Raw genomic sequence first — 17,827 nt, 5'->3', positions numbered from 1 at the left:
TTTGTTGTGTACCGCGCATCGATTCCGCGCGTCGCTTTCAGCATAGTGCGTCGCGGACGACGCGATCGAAGCAGCGTACTCCCGCGCCCGGCCGCCGATCCAATGAGTTATGCTGAACTGCGTTATAAGCCACGCTCATATCACGACGATGGATCTCACCCTGCTTCGCGCGTTCGCGACGGTCGCCCGCGAAGGCAACCTGACGCGCGCCGCCGTGCAGCTGCATCTGACGCAGCCGGCCGTCAGCCTGCAGATCAAGCATCTGCAGGAAACGCTCGGCATCGTGCTGTTCACGCGCACGTCGCGCGGGCTCGCGCTCACGCGCGACGGGCAGACGCTGCTGCCGCACGCGGAGCGCGCGCTCGCCGCAGCGGCAGACGTGCAGCGGGCCGCTGCCGCGCTGCGGCACGAGGTGCGCGGCCGGCTGCGGATCGGCACGATCCTCGATCCGGGCTTCCTGCGGCTCGGCGGCTTCCTGCGCGCGCTGGTCGAGACCCATCCGCAGATCGAAACGGCGCTGCGCCACGGGATGTCGGGCTGGGTGCTCGAACAGGTGCGCGCGCAGGCGCTCGACGTCGGCTACTACATCGGCCGGCCCGACGACGATTCGCCGCGCGACGGCGCGCTGTTCCACACCGTCACGCTCACGCGCTTCGAATACCGCGTGCTCGCGCCGGCCGGCTGGAAGGAGCGCGTACAGCGCGCGCACGACTGGCGCGCGCTCGCCGCGCTGCCGTGGATCTGGACGCCGCCCGCGTCCGCGCACCATCGGCTGCTGTCGCGCCGCTTCGCGACGGCCGGCGCGCAGCCGATGAAGGTCGCCGAGGTCGACCAGGAGCAATCGATGCTCGATCTCGTCAAATCGGGGATCGGGTTGACGCTCGCGCGGGATTCGACCGCGCTGGCCGAGGCGCACGCGCATGCGCTGACGATCGTCGAACGCGTGACCGTGCCGACCGAACTGACGTTCGTGACGCTCGCCGAGCGGCGCGACGAGCCGGCGATCGCGGCCGCGCTGCGGTTGATCGACGCGCAGTGGGCGATATGAGCGTGGCTGATGTCGATGCGGCCGGTTACGCAGCGGATTTCGGCACCTGACGCATACGGCGGATCGCCGTCGGGAGCGGAATCGCGTGCCCCGCGTCGTGTCGCCGCGTCCCGTCCGCGCGTCACGCCACCACCGCAGGCTTTTTGCTAGATTGTGCGTTCGCACACCGCGAGACCCCGATTGAAGGAGACCCGCATGGCCCGCAACATCGAGATCAAAGCCCGCGCCCGCGAATTCGACCGCCTGCGCGAACGGGCGGCCCAGCTCGCGACCGAAGCCCCGCTCTTCTACCGCCAGCAGGATTTCTTCTATGACGTGCCGCGCGGGCGGCTCAAGCTGCGCCGCTTCGAGGACGGCACGCCGGCCGAGCTGATCTTCTACCAGCGCGACGATCGCGACGGCCCGAAGGCGTCGTACTACACGCGCAGCCCGGTGACGAACCCCGACGCGATGCATTCGCTGCTCGCGACCGCGCTGACCACGCGCGGGATCGTGACGAAGGAGCGGCACGTGTACCTCACCGGCCGCACGCGTATCCACCTCGACCGCGTCGACGGCCTCGGCGATTTCATCGAGCTCGAAGTCGTGCTCGGCCCCGACGACGACGAAGCGGGCGGCGAAGCCGAAGCGCACGAGGTGTTCGCGAAACTCGGCGTCGCGCAGGACGATCTCGTCGCGGTCGCGTACGTCGATCTGTTGAACGCCGACGCCCAGCCCGAAACGGCCTGATCCGGCCCCGTCGAAGGTGGTACCGCGCGTGCCGCCTTCAGCGCCGATGCCGTGGCCGCCTCGCTGTCACGCGGCGCCCGGCGCCAGATGCGCGAGCGGCAACGCACCGTTGCGCTTGAAGGTCGTCAGTACGATGTTCGAGCGCACGCTGTCGACGCCCGGCACGCGCATCAGCTTCTTCATCACGAACTGCGACAGCGCGTTCAGATCCGGCGCGACGATCCGCAGCAGGTAGTCGGCATCGCCCACCACCGCATGGCATTCGAGCACTTCGGGCAGCACGTCGATCTGCTGCTGGAACTGCTCGATGATCGAATCGCCGTGATGCTTGAGCTTCAGGCTCGTGAACGCGGTCACGCCGAGCCCGAGTTTTTCGGGCCGCAGCATCACGCGGTAGCCTTCGATCACGCCGGCCGCTTCCAGCCGCTGCAGCCGCCGACCGATCTGCGACGGCGACAGCGGCACCTCCTCGCCCAACTGCTGATGCGTCGCGCGACCGAAGCGCTGCAGCACGTCCAGCAGCGCGAGATCGAAGTGATCGAGTTCCAGCATGAGCATTCTCCGCATTGATCCGTGATTTGATGCGTGATTATCGCATCATCAAGCGAATTTATGCCAACTATGCGCCCAATCCGCGCGTCGTCCGCTCTACACTTGCATGGTCCCAACCACAGCGTGCCGAGCCTGATCATGTCCACCGTCGTCACCGCGAAACTGCAGGAGCAGTTCGACGCGGGCCTCGAAACCCGCGCCGATATCACCATCGACCAGCCGCTGCAGCGCTACGGCCAGGTCGACCACGCGGTGTGGAAGCAGCTCTATGCGCGCCAGTCGGCGCTGCTGCGCGGCCGCGCGTGCGACGCGTTCGTCGCCGGGCTCGGCAAGATCGAGCTGCCGGCCGATCGCGTGCCGTCGTTCGCCGACGTGAATCGCCAGTTGAAGCCCGCGACCGGCTGGGAAATCGTCGCGGTGCCCGGCCTCGTGCCCGACCGCGTGTTCTTCGCGCATCTCGCGAACCGGCGTTTCCCGGTCACCTGGTGGATGCGCCGTCCCGACCAGCTCGACTACCTGCAGGAACCCGACTGCTTCCACGACCTGTTCGGCCACGTGCCGCTGCTGATCGACCCGGTGTTCGCCGACTACATGCAGGCGTACGGCCGCACCGCCCTCGCGGTCGCCGACGACGAAGGGGCGCTGGCGCGGCTCGCGCGCCTCTATTGGTATACGGTGGAATTCGGGCTGATCCGCGACCCGCGCGGCACGAACGGGCTGTCGATCTACGGCGCCGGGATCGTGTCGAGCAAGGGCGAAAGCCTGTACAGCCTCGAAAGCGCGGCGCCGAACCGGCTCGGGTTCGACCTGGAGCGCGTGATGCGCACGAAGTACCGGATCGACACGTTCCAGAAGACCTACTTCGTGATCGACGATTTCGCGCAGCTGTTCGCGCTCGCCGACGTCGATGGCCGCGCGCTGGCCGACCGGCTCGCGGGGTTGCCCGAATTCGCGGCCGGCGCGGTGCTCGACACCGATCGTGTGCTGCATCGCGGCACGGGCGAAGGGTGGCCCGACGACGCCGACGCATAACGCGCGGGGCGCCGCGGCACGGGGTGCCGACGACCGTCGGCCGGCCGCCCGTCGCCCTTTCCGCAACTATGGAACAATGAACGATGCCGGCTTCGCCGCGCGGCGCAGCCGCGCGCGGGCGCCGTTACCGAACGAGAGGTGCAAGATGATCCACAAGCTCACATCCGAAGAACGCAAGACCCGGCTCGAAGGCCTGCCGCAGTGGACGGCCGTGCCGGGCCGCGACGCGATCCAGCGCCGCCTGCGCTTCGCCGATTTCAACGAGGCATTCGGCTTCATGACGCGTGTCGCGATCAAGGCGCAGGAGATGAACCACCATCCGGAATGGTTCAACGTGTACAACCGCGTCGACGTCACGCTGTCGACCCACGACGCCGACGGCCTGACCGAACGCGACATCGAACTCGCGCGGTTCATCGACGGCGCCGCCGCGCACGCGCAACCGGGCGCCTGAGTCCCGCCTCCGCCGCCGCGCGCCTTCCGGTGCGCGGCGCGTCAACTTTTCATTTCGCTGAACGTTTTCTAGGATGTACTCAGCGAAAGCCTTCAGCTTTCCAAGCCATCCTTAAGGCGCACGTAAGTCTCGTACGCTTTCCTCGCCTTGGGGTCCAATCCTTCCAGTTGCAGCGCGCTTTCGCGCTGTACAATCAGCAGCGCATACGGCTTGGAGAGCGCGCTGGCCTCTTCGCAGAGTTTGAGTTCGTCGCCGCTCGACGGCGAGCGGGCGCGCCAGAAATTGATCGCGGCTTCGAGGTCGTGGATCGAAATATCGGACATGATTGGATTTAATCGTTCGCTGGCCGCCATGCTTGATGTCAGGCGATGCGGCGTTCCTGTGGAAACGGCTTCGTGCTGTCCGCGTGCCTGAACCGCCAACCCATTGTACTTGAGCGAACTTCATGCGACTCCTTCTGATCGAAGACGACCGCCCCATCGCACGCGGTATCCAGAGCAGCCTCGAGCAGGCTGGCTTCACCGTCGACATGGTGCATGACGGCATCTTTGCCGAACAGGCGCTGGCACAGAACCGCCACGAACTCGTGATCCTCGACCTCGGCCTGCCGGGCATCGACGGCATGACGCTGCTCACGCGCTTTCGCCAGACCAACCGCCACACGCCCGTGATCGTGCTGACCGCCCGCGACGAGTTGAACGACCGGATCCAGGGCCTGAACTCCGGCGCCGACGATTACATGCTCAAGCCGTTCGAGCCGGCCGAGCTCGAGGCGCGCATCCGCGCGGTGATGCGCCGCAGCGGCCCGCACAGCGACATGCCGCGTCCCGAAGTGTCGCTCGGCGGCGTCCGCCTGTCGGGCGTCGACCGCCGCATCTTCAACGACGACAAGCCGCTCGAACTGTCGCCGCGCGAATTCGCGGTGCTGGAAATGCTGCTGCTGCGTCACGGCCGCGTCGTCAGCAAGGCGCAGTTGCAGGATCACCTCACGCACTTCGGCGGCGATCTCGGCGACACCGCGATCGAAGTCTACGTACACCGCGTCCGCAAGAAGCTCGAGCAGTGCCGCGTCGAAATCGTCACGGTCCGCGGCTTCGGCTACCTGCTGCAGGAAATCCGCCAGACGGCGAGCGTCTGAGCTGAGCGACGCCGCGCCGGCCGGCCGCGTGCCGCCGGCGCCATGCATGCCGCTTCGCGTTGCCGTTCCCGGCGCACGACCGCGCCGCTCCCCGTGAGCGGCGCTTATCCCTTTGCCCGTCGAAATGTCTTCTGATCCGGCTGTGACCACCAGCCTGCGCCGCTCGCTGCTCCGGCGCCTCGCCGCCCCGCTGTCGATGCTCGCGCTGATGAGCGGCCTGATCGCCTACTGGCTCGCGTGGCAATACACGCAGCACGTGATCGACCGCTCGCTCGCCGACCTTGCGACCGCCATCTCCAAGCAGATTCAGATCGCCGGCCCCGACGCGCCGTTCACGGTGCCGCCGCTCGCGCAGGCGATGTTCTCGGATCCGGCCGAAGCGCTGATATACCGGATCAGCGACGGCGAGGAGGAACTCGCCGGCGATCCGAAGCTGCCGCTGCAGGGCATCAACGTGCGCCGGATGCATCACGCGTACGTGTTCGAGGCCGAATACGACAACCGCGCGGTGCGGGTCGCGCAGGTGCGCGTCGACAACGTCGAGGGCGGCCGGCCGATGGTCGTCGAAGTCGCGCAGCCGGTGCGGCACCGCTACCGGATCGCGGCCGAATTCCTCGTCGCGATCATGATGCCGCTCCTCTTGCTGCTGCTCGCGGGCTGGGGCATCGTGTGGCGCGTCGTGAACCAGCAGCTGGGCCCGCTCACGCATCTCGCCGATTCGCTGAACCGGCAAACCCACACGTCGCTGGAACCGGTCGACGAAACCGATGTACCGCTGGAGATCCGGCCGCTGACCAGCGCGATGAACGCGCTGCTCGGCCGCCTGAAAACCGCGCTCGACGCACAGCGCAAGTTCATCGCCGATGCCGCCCACCAGTTGCGCACGCCGCTCACCGCGGTGAAGCTGCATGCCGAGCAGGCGGCCGTCGCGCGCGACCCGCAGCAGACTTTCGCCGCGGTGCGCGAGTTGCGCGCGGCCGCCGACCGCGCGGTACGGTTGTCCAATCAGTTGCTGTCGCTCGCGCGGGCCGAGCCGGGCGAACAGGCCGCGCGCTTCGTCGACGTCGATCTCGCGGCGATGGCGTTCGAGACCGGCGCCGAATGGGTGCCGCGCGCGCTCGCATCGCACGTCGACCTCGGCTTCCAGCGCAGCGACGAGCCGGGCGACGACGAGAAGCTGATCGTGCGCGGCAACCCGGTGTTGCTGCGCGAGGTGATCGCGAACCTGCTCGACAATGCGCTGAAGTACGTGCCGCTCGCGCGGCCGGACGGCGCGCGGATCACGGTGAACGTCGCGCGCGCCGCGCTCGAGGACGGCCAGCCGGCCGCCGAGATCGTCGTCGAGGACAACGGCCCCGGCGTGCCCGCGAACCAGCAGGCCGACCTGTTCAAGCGCTTCTTCCGCGGCGACGCGCAAAGCGGCAACGGTGTCGAAACAGGCGCCGGGCTGGGACTCGCGATCGTGCACGACATCATCGCGATGCACGGCGGCACCGTGTCGTACGAGGATGCACCGGAAGGCGGCTCGCGCTTCGTAGTGCGCGTGCCGCTCGCTATGCGTACGGAAAAGCCGGCCAGCGAAACGCCGGCTGCGGCGCCGACGCACTGAACGGCCACCGACCGAGTCGCGGCGGGCAATCGCTGGCCCGTCGACCCGAGGCGCCCCGCCAGAACAAGAACGGAAAGACGGAAAGCGAATGACGGCCGCCACGACGCGGCAGCCGCCGGCTGAGCGACAGCGGCAGCGCGCGATGCGCTGCCGCCTGCATCACTTCTTGTTCTTCTTGTCCTTCGAACCGGACGCAGGCTTGCCGTCCTTCTTGTCCTTCTTCTTTTTCTTCTTCCCGCCTTCGTCGGACGTCGCGAGCAACGTGCCGCGGCACGACGCCGCACCGCAGTGGCACGCGTATTCGCGCTTGAGCTTCTTCGTCAGCTTCGCGTCGATCACGAGGCCATAGTCGTAGAACAGCTCTTCTTCCGGGCTGATGTCGCGCAGCGCGTGGATGTACACGCGGCCTTTGACCTCCTCGGCTTCGCAGTTCGGCGCGCACGAATGGTTGATCCAGCGTGCGCTGTTGCCGTCGACCTTGCCGTCGATCACGCCGCCTTCGTCGAGTGCGAAGTAGAACGTATGATTCGGCTCGCTCGGGTCGTGCGGATGGCGGCGCAGCGCTTCCTTCCACGAGATTCGCTCGCCCTTGTATTCCACTACGCGTTCGCCGGCCTTGATCGGCGCCACGGCGAACACGCCCTTGCCGTGTACTCCCGAGCGGCGCACCGCGATCCTGCGTGAACTCATCGAACCAATCCTTGTGAAGACGACTTGAACGGAAGCGACCGCGATCGCGGCCGGGCGCCGCGCCAAACGAAAACGCGGCACCGGTCGGTGCCGCGTCGGGTCATGCGGCGAATCATCCGCATCCTACACGTTCAAGATTGCTTCGTTCAACATCGCGCGCAATATTGCGCGATGCGCTCAGCGCTGGCCGAACGAGACGTCGCCGAACAGCGCCTTGTGCTCGCGCGGCTGCGAACGCCAGTACTGCGGCGGCGCCGTCACCTGCGCGCCCAGCTCGGCCGCCGCATGCCACGGCCAGCGCGGGTCGTACAGCATCGCGCGCGCCATCGCGACGAAATCGGCATCGCCGGCCTCGATCAGCCGGTTCGCATGCTCGGGTTCGTTGATCAGGCCGACCGCGATCGTCGGCATGCCGACCGCCCGCTTCACGGCCTGCGCGAACGGCACCTGGTAGCCGGGCGACAGCGGAATCTTCTGCAGCGGCGACACGCCGCCGGACGACACGTCGATCCAGTCGCAGCCGCGGCGCTTCAGTTCGTGCGCAAACGCGATCGTATCGTCGAGCTCCCACCCGCCTTCGACCCAGTCGGTCGCGGACACGCGCACGCCGACCGGCCGATCCTCCGGAAACGCGGCGCGCACGATCTCGAAGATCTCGAGCGGAAACCGCATCCGGTTCTCGCGCGAGCCGCCGTATTCGTCGGTGCGCCGGTTCGCGAGCGGCGACAGGAACTGATGCAGCAGGTAGCCGTGCGCCGCGTGCACTTCGATCGCATCGATACCGAGCCGCGCGGCCCGTCGGGCCGACGCCGCGAACGCTTCGCGGATCCGGTTCAAGCCCGCCGCATCGAGCGCGAGCGGCGGCGTCTCGCCGTCCTTGTGCGGCACGGGCGACGGGCCATGCGGCAGCCAGCCGCCGTCGGCAACCGGCACCAGCTGGCCACCCTCCCACGGCGCCGCGCTCGACGCCTTGCGCCCCGCATGCGACAACTGCATCGCGATGCGGATCGGCGAATGCTTGCGGATCGCGGCCAGCACCGGCTTCAGCGCGGCTTCGGTCACGTCGTCCCACAGGCCGAGGTCGCCCTGCGTGATGCGTCCATCGGGTTCCACCGCGGTCGCTTCGATGCACAGCAGCCCGGCGCCCGACAGCGCGAGATGGCCGAGATGAATCATGTGCCAGTCGGTCGCTTCGCCGCGTTCGGCCGAGTACTGGCACATCGGGGAAATCACGATCCGGTTCGGAAGGGTCACGCCGCGCAGCGTGAACGGAGAAAACAGCGCAGTCATGGAAGCCGCTCGCCAGGAAAGGGAAAGAGCGGACGAGCGTAGCACGCACGCCTGAAGCGTGCAGACGGCGCGCTCGGCAGTAAGCGGATGGTCAGGTATGGCCGGCCGGACGCCGGCGGGGCGTGGAACAAACGGAATGGGCAATGGACGGCGATGCGCCGGCACGCGACGGACGCAGGCAGGCCCGCCTTTGCGGCGGGGCGGGGCCGCCCGCGACGTCAGAGTCCGACGCCGCCGAGCCACTCCGCGAACATGCTCCGGGCGGCCGTCTCGAGCGCGGGGCCGTGCTGCGCGGTATCGGCGCGCAACTGGCGCGCGTCGATACCGGGCGTCGCGGCGATTTCGCCGGCGTTCGCGATCAGCCACGGTTCGAAGCGATCGGTACGGATCTCGGGATGACATTGCAGCGCCAGCACGTGCTGCCCCCATGCGAACGCCTGATGGCGGCAAGCCGGCGTCGACGCGAGATGGATCGCACCGCCCGGCAGGTCGAACGTATCGCCATGCCAGTGCAGCATCGACGTCGTCGCGCCGTCGAGATGGCGCAGCGGCGACGCGCGGCCGGCGTCGGTGAGCGTCAGCGGCGCCCAGCCGAGCTCGTGCCGCGCGGCCGGATAGACGCGTGCGCCGAGCGCCCGCGCGATGAACTGCGCACCGAGGCAGATGCCGAGGATCGGCAGCCCCGCGTCGATGCGCTGGCGCACGAGCGCCAGGAGCGGCGCGATCGTCGGATACTGCGCGTCGTCGTACACGCTGAGCGGCCCGCCGAGCACGACGAGCAGCGACGGCTCGAGCACGTCGAGGACTTCGACCCGCGACGATCCGACATCGACATAGCGCACCCGTCGACCGCGTTCGCCGAGCACCTGCTCGAAGCTTCCGAGATCCTCGAAATGCACGTGGCGGATCGCCACGACTTCAGCGTTCATCATCGGCCTCCCGGTCGATCGACGGACGTCAGCCTGCGAAAATCTTCCAGGTCTTCTTCTGCGTCGCCGCGTCGGCTTCTTCCTGCACCGAGCAGTCGAGACGCAGATCGCTGTCGGACATCGCGATGTCGAGCACCGCGCAGTGATGCACGGTCTTCTTCGACGGCTTGCCCGGCTGGAAATGCGTGCACGTCAGGCACATGCGCTGCGGCGGCGTCGCGCCGGCCACCTGCAGCTCGCGCAGCGTCTTCAGCAGCGCGCGATACAGCGTGCCCTGCTCGTCCGCGCCGAGCTTGCCGACCGCTTTCGTCAGGAATTCAGGCCATTGCAGCGCCTTCTTCGCGGCCGTGCGGCCACGCGCCGACAGGCGGACGGCCAGTGCCCGGCCGTCGTCCAGCGCACGGCGCTTCTCGACGAGCCCCTTCGTCTCGAGCGTGCTGACCGCATCGCTCGTGGTGGCCGCGGTGAGCTGCGTCTCGCGCGCGATCTCGCCGAGCCGCATCGGGCCCTTGCGCTGCAGCAGCAGCACGAGAATCTCGCCTTGCGTCGGCGTGAGGCCAGCGCCTTCCGCCCAATCCCATGCCTCGCTCCGCATGGCCGTGCTCAACCGCAGCAGGCTGTGGGTCACACGTCCCGCAGCCTGGTTCCCGTAAACGCCTTCGCTCATAGTCTTTTCGCTTTGCCGCCGCCCGGATGGCCGAGCGGCCGTAGTGTGGAGATCGAATCTATCTCAAAACAGACGCCCTCTCTCGAGTGCGTCAGCACGGCCGTCGCGAGGCACACGCGGCGGTCGCGTTCGCGGCGACCGGAGAGACACGCATCGTTCCGGTGTCCGCAAAGCCGACATTCTAAGCGAGAGCGGAAAATCGCACAGCTAAGTTATCCCCCGCATGCTGTGGAAAATCGCTGGATAACCGGAATTTTTCGTTGTGCGCGCAATGTCGCGCGCCCGCGAAACGGGGCGTGCCGGTATTTTCCTGTTCGGATCAGTCATCGGCCGCGCGGGAATGATCCACCGGGTTATCCTGCCTGCAGACCATTGACTTTGCAGCGGAATATCAGGTTATCCACAGATTTCGACGGCGCCTGGCAACGATTTCGGCGCGACAGGGCGCCGATAATCGTTCAGCGAATCGCGACGCGGTCGATCCTGCAATCTGCAAAACATTTTTTCACTCGCGCCAACGTAAGCACTGCTGCCGGACCGTCTCGTTCAGCGATTTTTCCTGTTTGAAAACGGTTCTCAACCACGATGCGTCGTTCACGCGCGCCTTCGCGAGCGCGCCGATCTCGTCGAGCGCCGCGCGCGACCCGAGCGCGGCCGCATGCGGCGCGATCCGGTCGAGCGTATCGAGGATGTCCTCCGCGATCGTGCGGCGCTCGCCCGTCTGAGGATTCACGCAGGTGCCCTCGAGCCCGAAACGGCACGCTTCGAAACGGTTGAACGTGTAGACCAGGTAATCGTCCTCCGACAGCTTCAGCGGCCGGTCGGTCAGCAGGTAGCGTGCGAGCGTCTGGATGTAGCAGGCGATCGCCGCCGCGCGGTCGACCGACAGCGGCGTGTCCATCACGCGCACCTCGATCGTGCCGTAGCCGGGCTTCGGCCGGATGTCCCAGTAGAAGTCCTTCATCGAGTTGACGACGCCGGTGTTCACCATCTTCGTGAAGTACTCCTCGAACGAATCCCAGGTCAGCACGAACGGCGCGCGGCCCGACAGCGGGAACGCGAACACCGAATTCAGGCGTGCCGAATGGAAGCCCGTGTCGACGTTCTGCACGAACGGCGACGACGCGGACAGCGCGATGAAGTGCGGAATGAAGCGCGACATCGAGTGCAGCAGGAACAGCGCGCTGTCGGGATCGGGGCAGCCGATGTGCACGTGCTGACCGAACACGGTGAACTGCTTCGCGAGATAGCCGTACAGCTCGGAGATGTACTGGAAGCGCGGCGCATCGTAGATCTGCCGGTCGCTCCATTGCTGGAACGCATGCGTGCCGCCGCCGGCCAGCCCGACGTTGAGCTGGTCGGCCGCCTTCACGAGCACGTCGCGGATCGCATGCAGTTCGCTGACGGCCTGCTCGTGCGAATGGCAGATGCCGGTCGACAGTTCGATCATGCTTTCGGTGATTTCCGGCGTGATGTTGCCGGGAAAGGTCTCGCCCTGGATCAGGCGCATCAGGTCGGACGCCGCTTTGGTCAGGTCGTAGTTGTGCGTGTTGACGACCTGGATCTCCAGTTCGACGCCGAACGTGAACGGTTCGGAATTGACGAAGGTTTCGAGTGCCATGGCAGGTTCCGGAATCAGTTGCCGTCGCTGCGTTCGCCGACCGCCGACAGGCAGCGATAGACGACGAACGGGGTGACGAGCTGCAGGATCACGATCGAGCACATCACGATCGCGCGCAGGTGCGGGTCGAAATTGGGATAGAGCTGGTAGGTATCGTCGACGAGCAGGTACGACAGCGCGGACATCGGCGTGAGCGCGATGCCGAGCGCGATGCCCTGCTTCATCCCGAGGCCGCTCGGCTTCGCGAACGCGACGACGCCGGCCAGCTTCGCGGCGAGCCGCGTGATGATCAGCACGATCGCGAGCAGCCCGCCGAGCGCGATGTCGCCCCACGTGAACGACGTGAGCGTCAGCACGAACAGCACCACCGTCAGCAGCCAGCCGGCCGTGCCGAAGTGCTCGGGCCACAGCTGCGGCCGCGCTTCGAGGTTCTTCACGATGATGCCGGCGAGCAGCAGCGTGAGCAGCGTCGACAGCTTCAGCGCCTGCGCGACGGCGATCGCGAGCATCACGAGCCCGAACAGCGCGACGAACGAATGCTCGTCGCGCATCGTCGCGGTCATGTGACGGAACAGGTAGTTGCACGAACGCGCGACGAGATACGCGACGATGAACGAACCGGCGAGCAGGTAGAGCGGTTGCAGGATCGTCGCGAAAACGTTGCCGTACGCTTCCTGGTGCAGCCAGCTCGTCACGAGCTTGGTCAGCACGATCGCGTACACGCTGTTGAGCGCGGTGAGCGTGATCAGGCGTTGCGACACCTGCCCTTCCGCGCGCAGTTCGGTCTTGAGCTGGATCACCATCGACGGCGACGTCGCGATCGCAATCGCCGACAGCACCAGCGCGACCATCCCCGATACGCCGAGCGCGAGCATCACGAACAGCACGAGCACGAACGTGAGCGTGGCTTCCGCGAGGCTGGACGCAACGAGCCACGGATTGCGCCGGATCCAGCGCAGGTCGAGGCGACTGCCGAGTTCGAACAGCAGCAGGCCGAGCGCGACGTCCATCAGCAGCCGCGAGGTTTCGTCGGTGCTGGTGTCGATCACGCCGAATCCGAACGAACCGGCGATCAGGCCGATCACGGCATAGCCGGTGATGCGCGGCAGGCGCCACGCGCGATAGCACAGCTCCCCGCACAGGCCGGCTGCGAACAGCGCGAGCCCGGCCCAGAACACGGCATCCGGCGCGAGCGGCCAGTTGGGCAGGAATGAGAACGCCGACTTCATCGTGGTGACTTCTCCTTTGGAAGCAACCGCCAGCGACGCGGGTCAAGCGACAGGAATGGATGCGCGCCGGCTGGGTATTGCCCCGAATGTGATTGTTGTGCTCGACGATGGCGGTACATGGGGTCCGCCTGTTCCGCCACAAGGCGGAACGTCGTTCAGGTTGCCGATCTGGATTGTCGGCCTGGTGTGTGAACGGACTGCGCAGTCTCGAAGATTCAGATTCGAAATCGTGCCGACCGTTCCATTGAAGCATGCCCGGCGCTTGGCCGAACGAACGCGAAGGAAACCGATTGTGCCACAGCTTTTTCGCTCCGGAACCGATTGAATCCACTCGAGGTGCTGTGCGGCACGGCAGGCCTTTGGTTTCAAAGGTTTACTTGTATATATACGTAGTAGAAGTTAACAAAGGGCGCACAGTTCTGTGGATAACTCCGGTTTACGCTGGCAGATCAAGGTGTTGGCGAAACCATAACCGGTTGCACAGGCTGTTCGCGCACAGCGGTTTGAGTTGAGCAACTTTCGGGTCGCATCACAGCCGTGCCGAGTTGCCCAGTTTACGTCCACTGTGATTGCACACGAAGTGCGCGCGGATTCCGCGCGGTTATCCACAGCGTCGCGTGGATAACCTTGCGCGGAACAATCGGGAGACTGTGACGGATGCGCGCGGCCGGTCAGCCGGTCGAACCGACGCGGCGGGCGCGCAGTGCGCGGATCAGGAAGCGGGCGGGATCGACCGCGTCGGCGAGTTCACGCTCGAGCGGCCACGGCTCGCCTTCGAGTTGCGACGCGATCAGCTCGGCGCCGAGCGCAGCCCATACGAGGCCGCGCGAACCGAAGCCGAATGCGCCGTAGAGGCCCGGCGTGCGCGGCAGGTCGCGCGCCTGCGCACCGCCCAGCGCGCGTGCGTTCGCGGTGGCCTGCGCTTCGTCGGCGAGCGGGCCGACGAGCGGCAGACGGTCGCCGACGACCCAGCGGAACGCCACGCGGCCGCGCAGCGTGGCCGGATCCGGCAGGTCGCCGATCAGGCCCGGCAGCAGGTGCCGCACGCGGTCGAGGTTTTCGGCGTGGCCGGCCGCGCGCATCGCGGGATCGGTGTCGTCGGGTTCGAACGTGGCGCCGATCAGCAGCGTGCCGTCTTCGAGCGGCACCGCGTAACCGTCGCCGATCGCCGGGCACGGCAGCGGCGCCGTCGTGCCCGGCGGCAGCAGCGTGAGCTGGCCGCGTACCGGTTGCAGCGCGACATGCCGCAGCCCGGCAAGACGCGCGGCGTCGCCCGCGTTCGCGAGCACGACGACGGGTGCCTCGGCGAGCGTGGCGCCCGTATCGTCGAGCGCATGCCAGGTGTCGCCCCGCCGTTCGAGCCGTGCGACGCAGGTGGACGCGAGCAGGCGCACGCGCTCGCCGGCCGCCGCATATTGGGCGGCGCACAGCCCGGCCGGCCAGACGGCGCCGCCGTGCGGGAACAGCAGGCCGCCGTGCGCGACCGGCAGATTCAGATGCGCGCGCGCGGCATCGGCATCGAGCAGCGCCACGTAGTCGGATGGCGCGCCGAACGCATCGAAGGCGTCGCGCATTCGCGCGAAATCGTCGGCCGATTCGGCGAGATGGATCATCCCGCGCGTGCTGCGTGCGAATGCATGTCCTGCGTGTTCGAGTGCACGCCAGCGTGCGATCGCGTGCAGGAAGCCGCCGCGCGTGAGCCGGCTCGCGACGTTGTCGTCGCGCGTCATCAGCGGGTGGAAAACCCCGGCCGGATTGCCCGACGCTTCGCTCGCGATCCGTTCGTGCCGCTCGATCAGCGTGACGTCCCAGCCGCGCGCGGCCAGACGTTCGACGACCGCGCAGCCGGCGAGGCCCGCGCCGATCACGATCGCGCGGCGCGCTGCAACGGGCAGCGCACGCGGCGGCTCGTGCCGGCGCGCGCGCCAGCGCGGCGCATATTCGCCGACGAGACGATCGTCGACTTCGCGGAATGTGAAACCTGTGTCGCCGAGCGCGTGCTTCACGTCGTCGGACTTTGCACGTGTCGCAAACGTCGCGTTTTCGCCGGCGAGTTTCGCGAGTGCGCGGATCCCGTCGCTCGATATCGCGGCGCCCTCGAGAAAAAACGCATCGGCGCGCGCGACGAGCTTTTTCAACAGGTCGATCGCTTCGCCGAACGCGAGCGTGAGCACCACGCGCCCTTCGTCGAATTCGAGCCGGTGAACGCCCGGTACCCGCATCGGCCATGCGTCGATCAACGCGTCGACGTCTGCCGATATGGTTGTGTCCGCAACCATGTGCGCAACCGCGCGGCGCAGGTCGTCGCGCGAGAACGGATGCGACTCGACCGCGACGACATGCAGCCGCTCGCAGCGCGCGGGATCGTCGCGCCACGCGGCCCACGCCGCAAGGAAGCCGGCGCCCGCGCCGAATTCGGTCGCGACGATCGTGAACGTCCGGCGGCGCTGCCAGCGCGCGGGCAGCCCGTTGCCGGAGACGAACGCGCGATGTGCGTGCGCGAGCGTGCCGGATGCGCCGCGATGAAGCTCGCCGAACTCGGGCGAAACGAGCGTGCCGTCGTCGCGAAGCGCGAGCGTGGCGTAAACAAGTCGGTCGGGCATGCGAAACAAAAAACGTGGCAGCCAAGCCTGGCAAGGGATTGCGGGAGGCCGTCCGGCCGGCCGTTGGAAAAGGGCAACGGGGCGGCGCATGGGCGGACCACGCTGCGTGTCCTGTCCGGTTGGCGCAGGTCAAAAAACGGGCAATCGACGATTCATTCGGCGAAATACCGATGAAAATCTTTGAAACCCTTGTCGTTATTGGGTTTGCGCTGCGCTATCATAGCAACGCCGTACCGCGGGGTGGCCGCCGGCAAGCCGGAGGGCGCGTCGCGCGGGCCAGGATTCGGCGCTGTGTCGTCGGAGTCTGACTCTCGACGGCACGGTTCGCGCACGTATAATCGGCGCGTTCGCGCTGTTCGTGTCAACCTAACCTGATAAAGGAACCTTAATGAACAAACAGGAACTGATCGACGCCGTCGCCGCCCAAACGGGCGCCAGCAAGGCTCAAACCGGCGAAACGCTGGACACGCTGCTCGAAGTCATCAAGAAGGCCGTGTCGAAGGGTGATGCGGTTCAGCTGATCGGCTTCGGCAGCTTCGGTTCGGGCAAGCGCGCAGCACGTACGGGCCGCAACCCGAAGACGGGCGAAACCATCAAGATCCCGGCAGCCAAGACGGTCAAGTTCACGGCTGGCAAGGCGTTCAAGGACGCCGTCAACAAGCGTTAAACCCGCGCCTGTTCCAGAAAAAACCCGCCTCTCGGCGGGTTTTTTGTTGGGCGCGCGCGGCATTTTCGCCACAGTTCGCGCCGCCCTTGCAAAAGTTAACGGTTGTTTTTACAAGCCGTTACCACGCGATCATGCGTGCACGATCTGCGTGTCGCCGTGATCGTCGTCGTCGTGCGAATCGACGTCCCACGCCGGGAACGGATCGTCGAACGCGGCCCATCCCGCTGCGCCGAGCGCGAATTCCGCATCGGTCAGCAGGCATGCATCGAGTTTCGTGCGCCACGCGTCGGCGTCGAGTGCGATGCCGATCAGCACGAGTTCCTGTCGGCGATCGCCGACCGTGCGATCGTCGAGATCGCCGAGCCATTCGGCGCGGATTTCGGCGAGCAGCTCGTCGTCGTCCGGCCATTCCGCGCGATCCTGCGCCGCCCACCACAAACCCGCCGGCCCGTGCCGGCATACGCCGCCCGCCTGCGACAGCGAACCCGCGATGTCGTTGCGCGTCGCGAGCCAGAAGAACCCCTTGCTGCGCAGCACGCCCGGCCACTCCTGATGCAGCAGCGCCCAGAGACGTGCCGGGTGAAACGGCCGGCGCGCACGGTAAACAAAATTGCCGATCCCGAATTCGTCCGCTTCGCCGTGCACGTGCGCGTGATGGTCGTCATGGCAGTCGGGGTCGTCGCAATGCGTGTGACCGTGGTCGAGCGATGCGAGCCAGCCGGGGGCGTTCGCGGCTTCGTCGAAATCGAAGCGGCCGGTATTCAGCACTTCGTCGAGCGGCACGTTGCCGAACGTCGATACGACCTGGTGCGCGCGCGGATTGAGCCGCGCGAGGATGTGCTGCAGGCGCGCGAGATCGTCCGCGCCGACCAGGTCGGCCTTGTTGATCACCAGCACGTCGCAGAATTCGATCTGCTCGATCAGCAGCTCGACGAGCGTGCGGTCGTCGTCTTCCGACGCGGCGATGCCGCGTGTCGCGAGTGCGTCGTCGGAGCCGTAGTCGCGCAGGAAGTTGTACGCGTCGACCACGGTGACGAGCGTGTCGAGCCGCGCGATCGCCGACAGCGACGCGCCGTCGTCGTCGACGAACGTGAACGTTTCGGCGATCGGCATCGGCTCCGCGATACCGGTCGATTCGATCATGATCGCGTCGAAGCGGCCTTCGGACGCGAGGTTGCGGATCTCGACGAGCAGATCGTCGCGCAGCGTGCAGCAGATGCAGCCGTTCGACATCTCGACGAGGCGTTCCTCGACGTGCGACAGCGCCTGCGCATCGCGCACGAGCGACGCGTCGATGTTGACCGCGGCGAGATCGTTGACGATCACCGCGACTTTCAGGCCCGCGCGGTTCGCGAGCACGTGGTTGAGCAGCGTGGTCTTGCCGGCGCCGAGGAAACCGGACAGCACGGTGACGGGCAACGGCTGTTTCATTGCCGGATTCATGATGATATGCACCAACGGAAAAGATGAAAAAGCGGCCGCGGCGCCCTGCCGGGGCGCGATCGGCCCGCACGCGGGTGAAACGGCGGCGTCAGCCCGCATTGTGCATCAAACGCGCGCCGGCCGGCC

The 17,827-nt window shown here is 67.0% G+C and carries 17 protein-coding genes; 7 read left to right on the top strand and 10 right to left on the bottom strand.

What is annotated here, in order from left to right; genetic code table 11:
* Positions 1 to 148 precede the first annotated feature (148 nt).
* Positions 149 to 1,048, top strand: coding sequence for a LysR family transcriptional regulator (locus CFB49_RS00365; protein WP_089490516.1), 900 nt, complete (start codon positions 149 to 151; stop codon positions 1,046 to 1,048).
* 195 nt (positions 1,049 to 1,243) lie between these two features.
* Entirely contained in the window at positions 1,244 to 1,777 is a 534-nt protein-coding gene (locus tag CFB49_RS00360; protein WP_089490515.1) for a class IV adenylate cyclase, read from the top strand.
* 66 nt (positions 1,778 to 1,843) lie between these two features.
* Here the strand turns inward: CFB49_RS00360 and CFB49_RS00355 are convergent, their stop codons facing one another.
* The gene (locus tag CFB49_RS00355; protein WP_006408082.1) at positions 1,844 to 2,329 is read right to left on the bottom strand and encodes an Lrp/AsnC family transcriptional regulator; all 486 of its coding nucleotides are present in this window, start codon (positions 2,327 to 2,329) and stop codon (positions 1,844 to 1,846) included.
* A gap of 138 nt (positions 2,330 to 2,467) precedes the next feature.
* Between CFB49_RS00355 and phhA the strand changes: the two genes are divergently transcribed.
* Both phhA and CFB49_RS00345 read left to right on the top strand, forming a co-directional pair.
* Positions 2,468 to 3,361 carry a phenylalanine 4-monooxygenase gene (phhA, locus tag CFB49_RS00350; protein ID WP_218828011.1) on the top strand — a complete coding sequence of 298 codons (894 nt, stop codon included), beginning with the start codon at positions 2,468 to 2,470 and terminating at the stop codon, positions 3,359 to 3,361.
* Between the two features lie 76 nt (positions 3,362 to 3,437).
* Positions 3,438 to 3,815 (top strand): 4a-hydroxytetrahydrobiopterin dehydratase, encoded by a 378-nt coding sequence (locus CFB49_RS00345; RefSeq protein WP_256122001.1) that lies wholly within the window; start codon positions 3,438 to 3,440, stop codon positions 3,813 to 3,815.
* A gap of 92 nt (positions 3,816 to 3,907) precedes the next feature.
* On the opposite strand, the gene CFB49_RS00340 is transcribed toward CFB49_RS00345, so the two are convergent.
* Entirely contained in the window at positions 3,908 to 4,138 is a 231-nt protein-coding gene (locus tag CFB49_RS00340) for a DUF3717 domain-containing protein (protein WP_006401493.1), read from the bottom strand.
* A 122-nt stretch (positions 4,139 to 4,260) separates the two neighbouring features.
* Between CFB49_RS00340 and CFB49_RS00335 the strand changes: the two genes are divergently transcribed.
* Both CFB49_RS00335 and CFB49_RS00330 read left to right on the top strand, forming a co-directional pair.
* Positions 4,261 to 4,953: a response regulator gene (locus CFB49_RS00335; protein ID WP_006401494.1), complete on the top strand. Its 693-nt coding sequence runs from the start codon at positions 4,261 to 4,263 to the stop codon at positions 4,951 to 4,953.
* 124 nt (positions 4,954 to 5,077) lie between these two features.
* Positions 5,078 to 6,562, top strand: coding sequence for a sensor histidine kinase (locus tag CFB49_RS00330; protein WP_089490513.1), 1,485 nt, complete (start codon positions 5,078 to 5,080; stop codon positions 6,560 to 6,562).
* A gap of 159 nt (positions 6,563 to 6,721) precedes the next feature.
* Here the strand turns inward: CFB49_RS00330 and CFB49_RS00325 are convergent, their stop codons facing one another.
* The 7 genes from CFB49_RS00325 to mnmC all read right to left on the bottom strand — a co-directional run bounded on the left by CFB49_RS00325 (position 6,722) and on the right by mnmC (position 15,591).
* Positions 6,722 to 7,252, bottom strand: a complete 531-nt coding sequence (locus tag CFB49_RS00325) for an SET domain-containing protein (protein ID WP_069618795.1) — start codon at positions 7,250 to 7,252, stop codon at positions 6,722 to 6,724.
* Between the two features lie 177 nt (positions 7,253 to 7,429).
* Entirely contained in the window at positions 7,430 to 8,542 is a 1,113-nt protein-coding gene (locus CFB49_RS00320) for an NADH:flavin oxidoreductase/NADH oxidase (protein ID WP_069618796.1), read from the bottom strand.
* A gap of 218 nt (positions 8,543 to 8,760) precedes the next feature.
* Positions 8,761 to 9,471, bottom strand: a complete 711-nt coding sequence (locus CFB49_RS00315) for a glutamine amidotransferase (RefSeq protein ID WP_089434424.1) — start codon at positions 9,469 to 9,471, stop codon at positions 8,761 to 8,763.
* Between the two features lie 28 nt (positions 9,472 to 9,499).
* Positions 9,500 to 10,138: a MarR family winged helix-turn-helix transcriptional regulator gene (locus CFB49_RS00310; RefSeq protein ID WP_043887672.1), complete on the bottom strand. Its 639-nt coding sequence runs from the start codon at positions 10,136 to 10,138 to the stop codon at positions 9,500 to 9,502.
* Between the two features lie 505 nt (positions 10,139 to 10,643).
* A complete protein-coding gene (locus CFB49_RS00305; protein ID WP_006490006.1) occupies positions 10,644 to 11,759 on the bottom strand; it encodes a YbdK family carboxylate-amine ligase in 1,116 nt (371 codons plus the stop codon).
* A 14-nt stretch (positions 11,760 to 11,773) separates the two neighbouring features.
* Positions 11,774 to 12,988: a cation:proton antiporter gene (locus CFB49_RS00300; protein WP_069618797.1), complete on the bottom strand. Its 1,215-nt coding sequence runs from the start codon at positions 12,986 to 12,988 to the stop codon at positions 11,774 to 11,776.
* A 671-nt stretch (positions 12,989 to 13,659) separates the two neighbouring features.
* On the bottom strand, positions 13,660 to 15,591 hold the full coding sequence (mnmC, locus tag CFB49_RS00285) for a bifunctional tRNA (5-methylaminomethyl-2-thiouridine)(34)-methyltransferase MnmD/FAD-dependent 5-carboxymethylaminomethyl-2-thiouridine(34) oxidoreductase MnmC (protein ID WP_089490511.1): 1,932 nt from the start codon (positions 15,589 to 15,591) through the stop codon (positions 13,660 to 13,662).
* Between the two features lie 388 nt (positions 15,592 to 15,979).
* Here mnmC and CFB49_RS00280 point away from each other — a divergent pair, with 388 nt between their 5' ends.
* Positions 15,980 to 16,258 carry an HU family DNA-binding protein gene (locus CFB49_RS00280; RefSeq protein ID WP_006401505.1) on the top strand — a complete coding sequence of 93 codons (279 nt, stop codon included), beginning with the start codon at positions 15,980 to 15,982 and terminating at the stop codon, positions 16,256 to 16,258.
* A gap of 129 nt (positions 16,259 to 16,387) precedes the next feature.
* Here the strand turns inward: CFB49_RS00280 and CFB49_RS00275 are convergent, their stop codons facing one another.
* A complete protein-coding gene (locus tag CFB49_RS00275; RefSeq protein WP_069618843.1) occupies positions 16,388 to 17,701 on the bottom strand; it encodes a GTP-binding protein in 1,314 nt (437 codons plus the stop codon).
* Positions 17,702 to 17,827: the final 126 nt, after the last annotated feature.

This window comes from Burkholderia sp. AU17457 (assembly GCF_002223255.1).
In the GTDB taxonomy this organism is placed as follows: domain Bacteria; phylum Pseudomonadota; class Gammaproteobacteria; order Burkholderiales; family Burkholderiaceae; genus Burkholderia; species Burkholderia sola.
Note: the sequence above shows the minus strand (reverse complement) of the source record. Positions and strands in the feature narration are given on the sequence as shown.

Coding starts and splice junctions, on each gene's coding strand:
- CFB49_RS00365 (WP_089490516.1), top strand. CDS start 149: ATGGATCTCACCCTGCTTCGCGCGTTCGCGACGGTCGCCCGCGAAGGC.
- CFB49_RS00360 (WP_089490515.1), top strand. CDS start 1,244: ATGGCCCGCAACATCGAGATCAAAGCCCGCGCCCGCGAATTCGACCGC.
- CFB49_RS00355 (WP_006408082.1), bottom strand. CDS start 2,329: ATGCTGGAACTCGATCACTTCGATCTCGCGCTGCTGGACGTGCTGCAG.
- phhA (WP_218828011.1), top strand. CDS start 2,468: ATGTCCACCGTCGTCACCGCGAAACTGCAGGAGCAGTTCGACGCGGGC.
- CFB49_RS00345 (WP_256122001.1), top strand. CDS start 3,438: ATGAACGATGCCGGCTTCGCCGCGCGGCGCAGCCGCGCGCGGGCGCCG.
- CFB49_RS00340 (WP_006401493.1), bottom strand. CDS start 4,138: ATGTCCGATATTTCGATCCACGACCTCGAAGCCGCGATCAATTTCTGG.
- CFB49_RS00335 (WP_006401494.1), top strand. CDS start 4,261: ATGCGACTCCTTCTGATCGAAGACGACCGCCCCATCGCACGCGGTATC.
- CFB49_RS00330 (WP_089490513.1), top strand. CDS start 5,078: ATGTCTTCTGATCCGGCTGTGACCACCAGCCTGCGCCGCTCGCTGCTC.
- CFB49_RS00325 (WP_069618795.1), bottom strand. CDS start 7,252: ATGAGTTCACGCAGGATCGCGGTGCGCCGCTCGGGAGTACACGGCAAG.
- CFB49_RS00320 (WP_069618796.1), bottom strand. CDS start 8,542: ATGACTGCGCTGTTTTCTCCGTTCACGCTGCGCGGCGTGACCCTTCCG.
- CFB49_RS00315 (WP_089434424.1), bottom strand. CDS start 9,471: ATGAACGCTGAAGTCGTGGCGATCCGCCACGTGCATTTCGAGGATCTC.
- CFB49_RS00310 (WP_043887672.1), bottom strand. CDS start 10,138: ATGAGCGAAGGCGTTTACGGGAACCAGGCTGCGGGACGTGTGACCCAC.
- CFB49_RS00305 (WP_006490006.1), bottom strand. CDS start 11,759: ATGGCACTCGAAACCTTCGTCAATTCCGAACCGTTCACGTTCGGCGTC.
- CFB49_RS00300 (WP_069618797.1), bottom strand. CDS start 12,988: ATGAAGTCGGCGTTCTCATTCCTGCCCAACTGGCCGCTCGCGCCGGAT.
- mnmC (WP_089490511.1), bottom strand. CDS start 15,591: ATGCCCGACCGACTTGTTTACGCCACGCTCGCGCTTCGCGACGACGGC.
- CFB49_RS00280 (WP_006401505.1), top strand. CDS start 15,980: ATGAACAAACAGGAACTGATCGACGCCGTCGCCGCCCAAACGGGCGCC.
- CFB49_RS00275 (WP_069618843.1), bottom strand. CDS start 17,701: ATGAATCCGGCAATGAAACAGCCGTTGCCCGTCACCGTGCTGTCCGGT.